We start from the raw sequence: 13,754 nt of genomic DNA on the forward strand, positions 1-13,754 counted from the left end.
GGGCGCATGCGGTTCGGTGTGCTGGGCGCGACCCAGGCGTACGCGGCCGACGGCAGCGTGCTGCCCGTCGCCGGCGGGCGGCTGCGCGCGCTGCTGGTGCTGCTTCTCCTCGACGCCGACCGCACCGTTGCGCCGCAGCGCCTCGTCGACGGCGTGTACGGTGACCGGCCGCCCGAGCAGGCCACGAACGCGCTGCAGTCCCAGGTGTCGCGGCTGCGGCGACTGCTGCCGGGCGCGCACATCGAGTTCGGCCCGGCCGGCTACCGGCTGGCGGTGGATCCGCAGCGGGTGGACGTGCACCGGTTCACCGGGCTGGCCGCGGCCGGGCGGGCCGCGCTCGCCGCCGGTGACCCGGCCGGCGCGGCGGCGCTGCTGCGCGACGCGCTCGGCCTGTGGCGCGGCGAACCCCTCGCGGACGTGACGGACGCGCCGTTCGCCGACGCCGAGGCCGCCCGGTTGCGCCAGGCACGCCTGGCCGCGGTCGAGGACCGCGTCGAGGCGGAGCTGGCGCTGGCGCCGGCCGGGGCGCCGCTGATCGCCGAGCTGCGGGACCTGGTGGCGGCGCATCCGCTGCGGGAACGGCTGCACGGGCAGCTGATGCGGGCCCTGCACGGCGCCGGCCGCCGCGCCGAGGCCCTCGCCGTCTACGCCGACGCCCGCCGGGTGCTCGCCGAGGAACTGGGCACCGACCCGTCGGCGGAGCTGGTCGCACTGCACACGGCGCTGCTGCGCGACGACGCCGCACCGCCCGCCCGGCTCCCCAGCCCGCTCACCAGTTTCGTCGGCCGGGAACCGGAACTGCGGCGGGTCCACGAGCTGCTGGGCGCGGCGCGGCTGGTCACCCTGCACGGCCCGGGCGGCGCCGGCAAGACCCGGCTGGCCACCACCGTCGCGTCCGGCCACGACGGGCCGGTGTGCCTGGTGGAGCTGGCCGCTGTGGCACCCGGCGCGCCGGTCGCGCCCGCGGTGCTGGCCGCGCTGGACCTGCGCGACGCCGGCCTGCGCACCCCCGGCGGCCCCGCCGACCTGACCGGCCGGCTGGTGGCGGCGCTGGCCGACCGGCGGCTGCTGCTGGTGCTGGACAACTGCGAGCACGTGATCGACGACGCGGCCCGGCTGACCGGCCGGCTGCTCGCCGCCGCGCCCGGGCTGCGGGTGCTCGCCACCAGCCGGGAACCGCTGGGCCTCACCGGCGAGGCGTTGTGCCCGGTCGGCGGGCTGCCCGCCCCGGACGGGCCGGCCGCACCGCCGGCGGCCGCCGCGTACCCGGCGGTGCGGCTGTTCACCGACCGGGCCGCCGACGTGTCGCCCGGGTTCACCCTCGACGACGCCACCACCCCGGCGGTGCTGCGGATCTGCCGTACCCTCGACGGGCTGCCGCTGGCCCTGGAGCTGGCCGCGGCGCGGCTGCGGGCCCTGCCGGTGACGCAGGTCGCGGCCCGGCTGGACGACCGGTTCCGGCTGCTGCGCCGCGGTGACCGCACCGCGGCGCCCCGCCACCGCACGCTGGAGGCGGTCGTCGGGTGGAGCTGGGACCTGCTCGACGAGCCGGAGCGGCGGCTGGCCGCCCGGATGAGCGTGTTCGCCGGCGCCGCCGACCTGGCCGCGGTGCAGGCGGTGTGCGCGCCGGACGCCGGTGACGTCCTCGACGTGCTCACCGGCCTGGTGGACAAGTCGCTGGTGGAGGCCACCGGTGGGCGCTACCGGATGCTGGAGACGATCCGCGAGTTCGCGGCGGCCCGGCTGGCCGAGCACGGCGAGACCGGCCGGGTGCGCGACGCGCACGCCGCGTACTTTCTGGACCTGGCACAGGCCGGCGACGTGGCCCTGCGCGGCGGCGGCCAGGAACGGTGGCTGCGCCGCCTCGACGCCGCCCGCGACGACCTGCACGCGGCGCTGCGGCACGCCGAAACCACCACCGGGTTGCGGCTGGTCGCGGCTCTGGCGTTCTACTGGTGGCTGCGGGGCCTGCGCGGGGAGGGCGCCGCGCTGGCCCGGCGGCTGGTCGACCGGCTCGACGGCCCGCCCGACGGCGTGGCCGAGGAGTACGCGCTGGGCCTGCTGATCGCTGCGCTCGCCGGTGGCGGCGAGCGCAGCGAGGTCGACGCCGCGTCGCGGATCCTGTGGACCCTGGCCCGGCCGCCCCGGCATCCGTTCCTGCTGTACCTGTCCGGCATGGCCAGCGGTCCCCCGTCGCCGCAGGACGCGGCGGCGCTGCACGAGCAGGCCGTCCGGGACCGGCTGCTCGGCACCGACCCGTGGAGCCGGGCACTGGGCCTGCTGGGCACCGCGATGGTCAGTCTGCTGCACGGCCGTCACGCCCAGGCCCGCGCCGACCTGGACGCCGCGCTGGCCGGTTTCCGGGCCCTCGACGACCGCTGGGGCATGATCGTGACGCTGTCCACCCACGCCGAGGCCGCCTACCGCACCGGTGACGTCGCGTCGGCGGCCGCGCCGATGGCGGAGGCGCTGGAGCTGGCCGAGCAGCTCGGCTCCACGTTGGACCTGGCGGAACTGCTGCGGACCCGCGCCGACGGGCGGCTGGCAGCCGGTGACCTGACCGGCGCGGCCGAGGACTTCCGGCGGGTGCGGCGCATCGCCGGGCCGGCCGGCGCGCCGGAGCTGGTCGCCGCCGCGTACCTGGGGCTCGGCGAGATCGCCCGCCGCGACGGCGACCCGCAGCGGGCGCGGACGCTGTGCGAACGGGCGGTCGCGGAATGCCCGTCGGGCTGGTTCGGCGCCGATGTGGTGCGGCTCGCGGCGCTGGTGACGCTCGGGCAGCTCGCCGACGCCACCGGCGACCCGGCTGCGGCCCGCGCCCACTACCGGCAGGTCCTCACCGCCGGCGTCGGCGTGTGGGACGTGCCGGTGGTGGCCGCCGCCGCGGACGGGCTGGCCGGGCCGCTGCTGCGCGACGGCGACCACGAGTCGGCGGCCCGGCTGCTGGGCGCGGCGGCGGCGCTGCTCGCAGGCACCGGCGCGGCAGACGCCCCGGCCGGCACACCCACCGCCGTCACGCTGCGGGAACACCTGGGTGAGGCGGCGTTCGCCACCGCGTACGCCCGGGGCGCGGACCTGCCCCGGCAGCGGGCGCTGGCGCTGGTCGACGGGCGCTGACCGGCGCGGCGCCGTCCGGTGCGCGCGCGGTACGCGCCCGGTCAGCGCCGCCGGTGACGCTGACTCCCATGACCGACGACGCGACGGCCGTACTGGCCGACGGGATACGAAAAACGTACGGACGCACCACCGCCCTGGACGGCTTCGACCTGGCCGTTCCGGCCGGCACCGTGTACGGGGTGCTCGGCCCGAACGGGGCGGGCAAGACCACAGCGGTGCGGATCCTCACCACGCTGCTGCGTTTCGACGCCGGCCGGGCCAGGGTGGCCGGGTACGACGTCGCCTCCGACCCGGACCGGGTGCGTGCCGCGATCAGCCTGACCGGCCAGTACGCGGCGGTCGACGAGGTGCTCAGCGGACGGCAGAACCTGGTGCTGTTCGGGCGGCTGCGGCGGCTGTCCGCGCGCCGGGCCCGCCGCCGCGCCGAGGAGCTGCTGGACCGGTTCGGTCTGACCGAGGCCGCGGACCGGTCGGCGGGCGGCTACTCCGGTGGGATGCGCCGCCGCCTGGACCTGGCGGCCAGCCTGGTGGTGCCGCCGCGGGTGTTGTTCCTCGACGAGCCGACCACCGGCCTGGACCCGCGCAGCCGCAACGGCCTGTGGACGGCGGTGCGGGAACTGGTCGCCGACGGCACCACTGTGCTGCTCACGACCCAATATCTGCAGGAGGCCGACCACCTCGCCGACCGGGTGTGCGTCATCGACGCCGGCCGGGTCGTGGCCGAGGGCACCCCGGAGCGGCTGAAGGCCCGCATCGGCGCCGACCGGCTGGAACTGGTGGTCCGCGACGCGGCGGACCTGCCCGCCGCGGCGGCGGTGGTGGAACGCGCCACCGGCGCGACCGCGACTGTGGACGGCGAGCTGCGGCGCGTCGACGCGCCGGTGGCCGACCGGATCGCCGTGCTCACCGCCGTGCTGCGGGCCCTCGACGACGCCGGGATCGCGGTGGACGACGTCCTGGTCCGCCGCCCGACGCTGGACGAGGCGTTCCTGCGGCTCACCGGCGGTCACGCCGACGCGCAGCGGGTGGGGGTGGCGTCGTGAGGGCGCTTGCCGACGGGTGGCTGATGGCCGGGCGGAACATGCGGCACGTGGTGCGTGCCCCGGAGGAGATCATCCTCTACTTCAGCCTGCCGATCATGTTCGTGCTGGTGTTCGGCTACGTGTTCGGCAGCGGCATGTCCGTGCCGGGCGACGGCAGCTACCGGGAGTTCCTGCTGCCGGGCGTGTTCGTCATGACGATGCTCTACGGCCTCGGGGCGACCGCGTCGGCCATCGCTGTGGACGCCGGCCGGGGCGTGGTGGACCGGTTCCGGTCGCTGCCGATGGCCCGCTCGGCGCTGCTGTCCGGCCGCGCGAGCGCCGACCTGGTACGCGCGTGCCTGGAGATGACCACGCTGGTGGTGTGCGGGCTGCTGGTGGGCTGGCAGTGGCGCGAGGGCGTCGGCCCGGCGCTGGCGGCGGTGGCGCTGATCCTGCTGCTGCGCGTCGCGATGACCTGGGTGGGCATCCTGTTCGGGCTGCTCGTGCCGAACCCGGACACGGTCGCGGTGGTGGTGTTCCCGCTGGCGTTCCCGCTGACCGCGCTGTCCAACGTGTTCGTGGCGCCGGAGCTGATGCCGGACTGGCTGGGCGCGATCGCCGCCTGGAATCCGCTGTCGGCCACAGTGGCGGCGGCCCGGGACCTGTTCGGCAACCCGGGCCTGGGCGGGGACTCGTGGCCGGCCCGGCACGCGCTGGAACTGGCGGTCGCCTGGCCGCTGGCGCTCATCGCGGTGGCTGCCCCGGCGGCGGTGCGCCGCTACCGGCGGCTGGGCCGCTGACGAGGGCCGGCCGCTGACACGGGGAACATCGGGGGGATGAAATCGGGGCGCGGCCTAAGCCGCGCCCCGATGCTCCCAGGCCCTTCCCGGCCGGTGGGGCGAAGACGATCGGCGCCGACCTTCGGACCGACCCGACGTGGACTGGCTGCCCCCGCCTGGCCGTTGTCTACTGGCCGTGCCTCTCACCCTGCCCGTACACCGGTAACCGCGGCCGGTTCGCGCCGCCCCGCCGACCCCCGCCCGCTGGACCTGGCCGCCGCAACCTTCCGGTCGCTCGGCCAGCGGACGAAGGGACGAAGCGAACAACAGCCGCTTCCCGTGGTAGGACTCAAAGACGGTACGGCGTAGACCCCCGCCGCTGTCAACCCACCCGGGCCTGTCGTGTGTTGCGACACGGCGTGTCGCGTCGGCGCGTCTCGATTTCCGCCCTGTTCGCGGCGTGCGTCAGGCGCCGAGATGGTGCCGCAGCATCGCCGCCGCCGCACCCGGATGCTCCTCGGCGAGCAGCCCGGCGGCGGCCAGCACGTAGTCCGCGTCGACGACCGGCCGGGCCGCCCGCGGCAACGCCCACCCGCCGGCGTGGTCGGTCAGGACCGCGTCGAGCACCGCCGCCGCGTCGCCCGGCTCGGCGTGCCGCAGCACCCCACCGGAGCCGACGAGCAGCTTCACCTCCCGCAGGTCCCGCCCGGCCCGCTCCCCCGTCGCCGCACCCCGCGCGTGCCGCCGCAACGCCACAGTCGCCGCCAACGAGGCGATACGCCGGTCCACGGCCCGCTCGCCGTCACCGGCGGGCAGGAACCCCGGGTCGGCGGCCCGTACCGCCGCCGCGACCGTCAGCTCCGCCTCCTCGGCCGCGTCGAGCAGCCGCTCCTCCACCGCGGCGCGCACCACGCCCGGCGCGCTCCACCGCATGCCCAGGTCGCCCTCGACGGTGCGGGCCCGCCACAGCGTCCCGGCGACCTCCTGACTGGGGCCGCTGTCCCGCTCGTCGGGGGTGAGCACCGAGTACACGTCGGTGGTCGCGCCGCCCACGTCCACCACTGCGAGGTCACCGCCGAGCGTCCCGGCGAGGACCTCCACGCCGGTGAGCACCGCGTCGGGGGTGGCCGCGCGGACCAGCCGCGCGAACCGCGTACCCCGGGACAGCTTCTTGCCGCCGATGACGTGCCGCAGGAACACCTCCCGGATCGCCGCCCGCGCCGACGCCGGCTCCAGCACCCCGATGCGCGGCAGCACGTTGTCGGCCACCGTCACCGGCACACCCGCGCCCGCCAGCAGCGCGTGCAGGTCGGCACGCACGTCGGCGTTGCCCGCCAGGACCACCGGCACCCGGAAGCGGGCCTTCGCCAGCCGCGTCGCGTTGTGCGTCACCGTCTCGGCGTCCCCGCCGTCGGTGCCGCCCACCAGCAGCACCACGTCCGGGCGGGCCGCCCGCAACGCCGCCACGTCCACCCCACCGAGCCGCCCGGCCGCGACGTGCACCACGTTCGCGCCCGCCGACAGACCGACCCGCCAGCCCGCCTGAGCGGTCACCAGCGGCTCGTAACCCACCACCGCCAGGCGCAGCCCACCCCCCGCCGACGAACACACGTACCAGGGCACCTCAGCGACCCCGGCCGACGCGGTGGCCGCACCGACCGCGGCGTCCAGGCCGTGCAGCACATCCGTGCCCACCGTGGTGGGCGCCGACGCCGCCGCGACCAGACGGCCGCCGTCGAGGTCCACCACCGCGGCCTTCGTGTACGTCGACCCGACGTCGGCGCAGACGACGACCGGCCTCGCGCTCACGCCGGGCTGTCCTTCGTTCGCGACTGCGGGGCTCGCAACACCGGCTCGCTCCTCGCGCTCACGGTGCTGGCGGCACGACCACCGTGCCGGTCGCGGTGACCGCCACGATCGGCTCGTCGAGCACCTCGGCGGCCGACTCGCCCTTGTCCGGGCGGCCCCGGCACACCACTGTCGCGGCGAAGTCGACGGTGCGGCTGCGGGTGCCCACCCGGGTCACCGTCGCCGTCACCTCCAGCACGTCACCGGCCTTCATCGGCGCCCGGAACTGCACGTCGGAGTACGAGGCGAACAACCCCTCGTCGCCGTCGGTGCGGATGCACACCTCGGTGGCCACATCCCCGAACAAGCCCAGCGCGTACGCCCCGTCGACCAGGTTGCCCGCGTAGTGGGCGTGGGAGTACGGCACGTACCGGCGGTGGGTGACTGTCAGACCGACACGGGGATCGCTCATCAGGTGTTCGCCTTCCTGGAGGTGATCAAAGCGTGGACGAGGTAACTGGCGACCTCGCCCGGGGTGGTGCCACGGCCGAAGATCCGGTCCACGCCCAGCTCGCCGGTCATCGTCTCGTCGAACCGCGGCCCGCCGACGATCAGCAGCGGCCGCTTCCCGGCCGGCATCGCCTCCCGGAACGCCGCCGACATCTCCCGCGTGTTGTGCAGGTGCGCATCACGCTGCGTCACCACCTGCGACACCAGCACCGCGTCGGCGCGTTCCCGCCGGGCCGCCTCGACCAGCTCCGGCACGCTCACCTGCGCGCCCAGGTTCGTGACCTTCAGCTCCCGGTAGTACTCCAGGCCCTTCTCGCCGGCGATGCCCTTGACGTTGAGGATCGCGTCGATGCCCACGGTGTGCGCGTCCGTGCCGATGCAGGCGCCCACCACCGACAGCTTGCGGCGCAGCCGCCGCTTCACCACCGCGTTGACCTCCTTGGCCGACAGCAGCGGATAGTCACGCTCCACCACCTGCACCTTCGACAGGTCCACCAGGTGGTTCACCCGCCCGTACACCACGAAGAACGTGAACCCGTCACCGATCGGCTTGGCGTGCACCAGCATCGCCGGGTCCATGCCCATCTTGTTTGCGAGCTGCACCGCCGCGCCCTCGGCCCGCTTGTCGTGCGGCACCGGCAACGTGAACGACACCTGCACCATGCCGTCACCGGTGGTGTCCCCGTACGGCCGCACGACCGTCTTCTCACTCATGAGGGTTGCTCCAGGATCTCCGTGGCCGGGTTGTAGTAGTCCGCCTCGTGCCGCGCTACCCCGTCCAGGCCCTTGCCCCGGTCCGCCGGCCGCTTCATGATCCCGAACGTGCCCTCGGCGATCGCCGTCAGCAACGACTGGTCCCCGATGCGCTCCAGCAGGTCCACCGCCTCACCGAGCACCCGGTGCGCCCGCTCCTGGATGAACCCGCCCGGCGCCGGCACGAAGTCCTCGTGCAACCCGCCCGCCGCGCCCAGCACGTACCGCACGTTCTGCAGCGCGATGTCCCGGTCCGACAGCCACGGCGTCACCACCGCCTCGGTCATCATCCCCACCAGCAGGATGCCCTGCCCGGTCATCGTGCCCACCAGGTTGAAGAACCCGTCCAGCAGGTTGCCCCGGAACACGTCACCGGTCATGTGCTTCGTCGGCGGCATCCACTTCAACGGCGCGTCCGGGAACAACTCCCGCGCCAGCAACGCGTGCGCCAGCTCCAGCCGGAACGACTCCGGCACATCCGGGTTGATCTCGAACGCGTGCCCCAGCCCCAGCTGCCAGTCCGCCAGCCCCGCCTCGTGCGCGAAGAACTCGTTCAGCAGCTGCGACACCGTCACCGTGTGCGCCTCGTCCACCGCGTCCGCGGTGGTCAGGTAGTTGTCCTCACCGGTGTTGATGATGATCCCCGCCCGCGCGTGCACCTGCCGCGAGAACCGCTGGTCCACGAACGTGCGGATCGGGTTGATGTCACGGAACAGGATCCCGTACATCGAGTCGTTGAGCATCATGTCCAGACGCTCCAACCCGGCCAGCGTCGCCATCTCCGGCATGCACAGACCCGACGCGTAGTTCGTCAACCGCACGTACCGGCCCAGCTCCCGCGACGACTCGTCCAGCGCCGCCCGCATCAGCCGGAAGTTCTCCTGCGTCGCGTACGTGCCCGCGAACCCCTCCCGGGTCGCCCCCTCCGGCACGTAGTCCAGCAGCGACTGCCCCGTCGACCGGATCACCGCGATCACGTCAGCACCGGCCCGCGCCGCCGCCTGCGCCTGCGGGATGTCCTCGTAGATGTCACCGGTCGCCACGATCAGGTAGATCCACGGCCGCTGCTCCGGATCCCCGAACCGCTTCACCAGCCGGTCCCGCTCCGCCCGCCGCCGGTCGATGCTGCGGATTCCCGCCGCCACCGCCTTACGCGACGCCCGCCGCGCCGCAGTCGCCGCCTTCCCCGACGGCTGCGCGAACCGCACCGAACCGGCCGCCGCCTTCTGCGCCAGCAACGTCACATCCGCGATGCCCTCACGAGCCAGCGCGTCGAACACCGGCGCCGCCACCCCGTGCCCCAGCCCCACGTCCGCGACCACCGCGTCCACGAGCCGGTTCACCCACGGAATGCCGTCCGGGTCCGCGCCGGTCACCCCGGCCAGCCGCAGCACCGCCCGCTCCACCGACACAGTGGTGTGGCTGCGCGCCAGATCCACCACCGGCTGCCCGGCCCGGCGCGCCAACTCCCGTGCCCGCGCCACCAGCGCCGGATCCAGCCCAAGCTTCCCTGTCACGAAGACCCTTCCTGATAGATCACGTCACCGCGCAACACGGTGGCCCGGCACACCGGCAGCGGCGTCGGATCGTCCGCACCCCGCAACTCCGGATCCTCCGCCAGCACCACAGGCAGCCCCCGCTCCACGCCCGCCGGGGTGTCCCAGACCGCGAACGTCGCCGGCGCCCCCAACGCCAGCACACCCTCGTTGTCCAGGTGCACCGCCCGCCACCCGCCGCGCGTGTGCGCCGCGAACGCCGCCCGCACACTCATCCGCTGCGCCGGGTTGTGATGCGCCGCCGCCGCCCGCACCGACCCCCACGGATCGACCGGCGTCACCGGCGAATCCGACCCGAACGCCAACGCCACACCGACCCCGTGCATCGCACCCATCGGATTCGACTCCAGCGACCGGGCCAACCCCAGCCGCGACTCGTACATCCGGCCCGCGCCGCCCCACAACCTGTCGAACGCCGGCTGCATCGACGCCACGATCCCGTACTCCACGAACCCGGCGATCAACGCCTTGCTCATGATCTCCGCGTGCTCCACCCGGTGCCGGGCCGCCCGCAACCGGTCCACACCCAGCGACCGCGCCGCCAGCCCGAACCCCTCAAGCACCGTTCCGATCGCCGCGTCCCCGATCGCGTGGAACCCGCCCTGCAACCCGTGCGCCGCGCAGTCCAGCAGATGATCACGCACCTGCTCCGCCGACACGTACCCGTGCCCGCACGCCCCCGCCTCACCGTCCAGGTACGCCGCCGACACGTGCGCCGTCCGCGACCCAAGCGCCCCGTCGGCGAACAGGTCACCACCCGCGCCCACCGCACCCAGCTCCCGGGCCTTCGCCGCACCCAGCAGCTCACCCCAGTACCCGTACACCTCCGGCACCCCGGCCCCCGAGATCGCCAGCAGCCCGGTGAAGTCCTCCTCGTCGGAGATGTCCGGACCACCGCACTCGTGCACCGCCGCCACACCCAGCGACGCCGCGTGTTCCAGCGCCCGCCGCTGCGCCGCCACCCGCTGCGCCCGCGTCACCGACGCGAACGCCGCCGCCCGCACCACGTGATGCGCATCGCGCCGCAGCCACCCCGACGCGTCGTAGCCGGCCGCCGACACCACCTCCGGGCACGCCGCCAGCAACGCCGCCGACACCAGCGCCGAATGGATCGACGCCTGCGACAGATACACCCGCCGCCCACCGGCCGCCCGGCCCAGCGCCGCCGCATCAGGCAACGCCCGATCCGCCCAGGCCGACTCGTCCCAGCCGTGCCCCAGCACCACCGCGTCACCCGGCAGACCCGCCGCGAACGCCGACACCGCCTCCAGCAGCTCACCCGCCGACCGCACCGCCGACAGATCCAGCCCCGACAACGCCAACCCGGTATCGGTCGCGTGCACGTGCGCGTCCACGAACGCCGGCGTCACCAGCGCACCGCCCAGCTCCACCACCCGGTCCGCCCGCGGCGCCTCCGCATCAGTACCCAACCAGGCGATCCGCCCGTCCCGCACCAGCAGCGCCGTCGCGCTCGGGTCCGCCGGACAGTGCAGCACTCCACCGCGATACAGCGTCGAGGGGTTCGTCATGGTCTCAGTCTGCCGCCAGACGAGCCTCGAACAGACCGCGCACCCCCGGCTCGGCACGCAACAGATCCAGCGCCAGCGCCGCGTGCCCAGGCACGTACCCGTTGCCCACCAGCATCGTCACGTCCGCCGCCAGGCCCTCCGCACCCAGCGCCGCCGCCGCGAAGCTCGTCGCCATCGAGAAGAAGATCACCGTACCGCCGTCCGCCGTGGCCAGCACCGCACCGTGCTCACACCCCGGCACGTCCACGCACACCACAGTCACGTCCGCCGGCACACCCAGCGCCGTCGTCACCGCCGTCGACAACCCCACCGGATCCCGCGCGTCGGCCAGCGCCACCACGTCGGCCAGCCCGGCCGCCGTCAGCGCATCCCGCTCCGCGACCACCGGAACCACCCCGACGGTACGGGCGGCACCCGCCCGCCGCGCCGCCGCGAGCGACAACGACCCGCTCTTACCGGCCCCGCCGATCACCGCCACCGACACCGGACGCGGATCACCCTCACGGGACCGCCGCGCCACCTGCTCGGCCACCACCCGCGCCGTCAACGCCGGCGCCCCGCACACGTCCAGCACCGCCAGCGACAGCTCGGGGTGCAGGTCCGGCGGCAGCACCGCCGCGATCGACCGGGCGAACAGAATCGCGTACCCGTCGCACGGCACCTGCTCGCTGCGCCCGTCCCAGCGGGCCAGCCCGTCGGTGATCGTCAGCGGCGTCAGCGTCAGCGACACGAGCGTCGCCACCCGGTCACCCGGCTTCAGCCCCAGCGGCGAGCGGCGGCCCGCCTCCTCGACCGTGCCGATCAGCATGCCGCCGGAACCGGTCACCGGGTTCTGCATCTTCCCCCGGGCCGACACGATCTCCAGCACCTCGGCGCGGACCTTCTCCCCGTCGCCGCCGTGCTTCTCCGCCAGCTGCCGGAAACTCGCCGCGTCCAGGTTCAGCCGCTCGACCCGGATCCGCACCTCGTTCGCCGCGATCCGCGGGTCGGGGTCCAGCCGCCAGGCCGCCTGCGGAAGCACCCCCGCCGGTTCCACGACTCGGTGCAGACCCACCGGTGACGTCACGCCGACCCCCTATGTCCAGCCGCCCGAACCCCCGGTCAGGGCTCGCGTCGCGGGAAAACTTCCGGCAGACTAATTTCTTCACCGCAGATTTTCCAGTAGCCTACGCATTCGTTGATCAACCCGCACACTGACGAGGAGGGGCCGTGACCCAGACCCAACCGGTGGAGACCATCCCGACGCCCCGCCCCGCGCCGGTCGCCGTTCCGACCGCCGGACAGCCCTACGAATACCGCCGCGCGCCCCTCGTCGAACCCGACTGGACCCGCTTCCCCGGCTGGCGCCACATCACCCGCGACCAGTGGGAGAGCGCCCAGTGGCAACGGGTCAACTGCGTCAAGAACATCAAGCAGCTGCGCGCCGTCCTCGGCGACACCGTCGACGAGACCTTCTACGCCGACCTGGAGGCCGACCAGAAGGCGCTGGCCACCATGTCCATGCTGGTGCCGCCGCAGATGCTCAACACCATGGTGCCGCATCAACCGATGAGCACCGAGGCGCTGCTCGCCGACCCGATCCGCCGCTACATGATCCCGGTCGCCTCCGACCGGCGCACCGACTGGCCGTCCCACCCGTACGCCAGCCGCGACAGCCTCCACGAACACGACATGTGGGTCGCCGAGGGCCTCACCCACCGCTACCCCACCAAGGTCCTCGCCGAGCTGCTCTCCACCTGCCCGCAGTACTGCGGCCACTGCACCCGCATGGACCTCGTCGGCAACTCCACCCCCGCCGTCGACAAGCTCAAGCTCACCCTCAAGCCGGTCGACCGCTACGACGCCCACATCACCTACCTCAAGGCCCACCCGGGCGTACGCGACGTGGTCGTCTCCGGCGGTGACGTCGCCAACGTGCCGTGGCGCAACCTCGAGTCGTACCTGATGCGCCTGCTGGAGATCGAGACGATCCGCGACATCCGGCTCGCCACCAAGGCGCTCATGGGCCTGCCCCAGCACTGGCTCCAGCCGGACGTGGTCGAGGGCCTCGAACGAGTGGCCCGCACCGCCGCCCGCCGCGGCGTCAACCTGGCCATCCACACCCACGTCAACCACGCCCAGTCGCTGACGCCGCTGGTCGCCAAGGCCGCACAGACCGCGCTCGACGTCGGCGTACGCGACGTGCGCAACCAGGGCGTGCTCATGCGCGGCGTCAACGCCACCAGCGCCGACCTGCTCGACCTCTGCTTCGCGCTCCAGGGCGAGGCGGGCATCCTGCCGTACTACTTCTACATGTGCGACATGATCCCCAACGCCGAGCACTGGCGCGTCCCGGTCTGGCACGCCCAGCAGCTCCAGCACGACATCATGGGCTACCTGCCCGGCTACGCCACCCCGCGGATCGTCTGCGACGTGCCGTTCGTCGGCAAGCGCTGGGTGCACATGCTCACCGACTACGACCGTGAGCGCGGCATCTCGTACTGGACCAAGAACTACCGCACCTCGATCGAGTCGGCCGACCTGGAGGCGCTGAACAAGCGCTACGCCTACTACGACCCGATCGACACGCTGCCCGAGGCCGGCCAGGCCTGGTGGCTCGCGCACCGCGACGACTGACCCCCGGCCCTCAGGGCGTACGACGGCGGGGGCCCCCCACCCCCAAGGGGGGCGCCCCCGCCCCCCGGCCCGCGGGGGCGTCGG

At 74.3% G+C, this 13,754-nt stretch carries 10 protein-coding genes; 4 read left to right on the plus strand and 6 right to left on the minus strand.

What is annotated here, in order from left to right; all coding sequences use genetic code 11:
* Positions 1-6 precede the first annotated feature (6 nt).
* From IF06_RS0117845 to IF06_RS0117855, 3 genes are all read left to right on the plus strand, one after another.
* Positions 7-3,117 carry an ATP-binding protein gene (locus IF06_RS0117845; RefSeq protein WP_030272315.1) on the plus strand — a complete coding sequence of 1,037 codons (3,111 nt, stop codon included), beginning with the start codon at positions 7-9 and terminating at the stop codon, positions 3,115-3,117.
* 68 nt (positions 3,118-3,185) lie between these two features.
* Entirely contained in the window at positions 3,186-4,160 is a 975-nt protein-coding gene (locus IF06_RS0117850) for a daunorubicin resistance protein DrrA family ABC transporter ATP-binding protein (protein WP_030272318.1), read from the plus strand.
* Complete coding sequence (locus tag IF06_RS0117855) at positions 4,157-4,939, plus strand: ABC transporter permease (protein WP_013286282.1); 783 nt, start codon at positions 4,157-4,159, stop codon at positions 4,937-4,939. The genes IF06_RS0117850 and IF06_RS0117855 overlap by 4 nt, the downstream gene beginning before the upstream one ends.
* A 444-nt stretch (positions 4,940-5,383) precedes the next feature.
* Here IF06_RS0117855 and IF06_RS0117860 read toward each other — a convergent pair whose 3' ends face one another.
* Genes IF06_RS0117860 through IF06_RS0117885 form a run of 6 tightly spaced genes read right to left on the minus strand, consistent with a single transcriptional unit; the run spans position 5,384 to position 12,120 of the window.
* A complete protein-coding gene (locus tag IF06_RS0117860; RefSeq protein WP_030272320.1) occupies positions 5,384-6,727 on the minus strand; it encodes a glutamate mutase L in 1,344 nt (447 codons plus the stop codon).
* Between the two features lie 58 nt (positions 6,728-6,785).
* Positions 6,786-7,178 carry a hotdog domain-containing protein gene (locus IF06_RS0117865; RefSeq protein WP_013286280.1) on the minus strand — a complete coding sequence of 131 codons (393 nt, stop codon included), beginning with the start codon at positions 7,176-7,178 and terminating at the stop codon, positions 6,786-6,788.
* Positions 7,178-7,930: an OAM dimerization domain-containing protein gene (locus tag IF06_RS0117870; protein ID WP_013286279.1), complete on the minus strand. Its 753-nt coding sequence runs from the start codon at positions 7,928-7,930 to the stop codon at positions 7,178-7,180. Before IF06_RS0117870 ends, IF06_RS0117865 begins: the two co-directional genes overlap by 1 nt.
* A complete protein-coding gene (locus IF06_RS0117875) occupies positions 7,927-9,486 on the minus strand; it encodes a lysine 5,6-aminomutase subunit alpha (protein WP_030272322.1) in 1,560 nt (519 codons plus the stop codon). Before IF06_RS0117875 ends, IF06_RS0117870 begins: the two co-directional genes overlap by 4 nt.
* Complete coding sequence (locus IF06_RS0117880) at positions 9,483-11,054, minus strand: amidohydrolase (RefSeq protein WP_030272324.1); 1,572 nt, start codon at positions 11,052-11,054, stop codon at positions 9,483-9,485. The genes IF06_RS0117875 and IF06_RS0117880 overlap by 4 nt, the downstream gene beginning before the upstream one ends.
* A 4-nt stretch (positions 11,055-11,058) precedes the next feature.
* Entirely contained in the window at positions 11,059-12,120 is a 1,062-nt protein-coding gene (locus tag IF06_RS0117885) for a hypothetical protein (protein WP_036311047.1), read from the minus strand.
* Positions 12,121-12,263: 143 nt separating this feature from the next.
* Between IF06_RS0117885 and IF06_RS0117890 the strand changes: the two genes are divergently transcribed.
* Positions 12,264-13,670 (plus strand): KamA family radical SAM protein, encoded by a 1,407-nt coding sequence (locus IF06_RS0117890; RefSeq protein ID WP_013286275.1) that lies wholly within the window; start codon positions 12,264-12,266, stop codon positions 13,668-13,670.
* Positions 13,671-13,754: the final 84 nt, after the last annotated feature.

The organism is Micromonospora globosa (assembly GCF_000717585.1).
Classification (GTDB): Bacteria; Actinomycetota; Actinomycetes; order Mycobacteriales; family Micromonosporaceae; genus Micromonospora; species Micromonospora aurantiaca.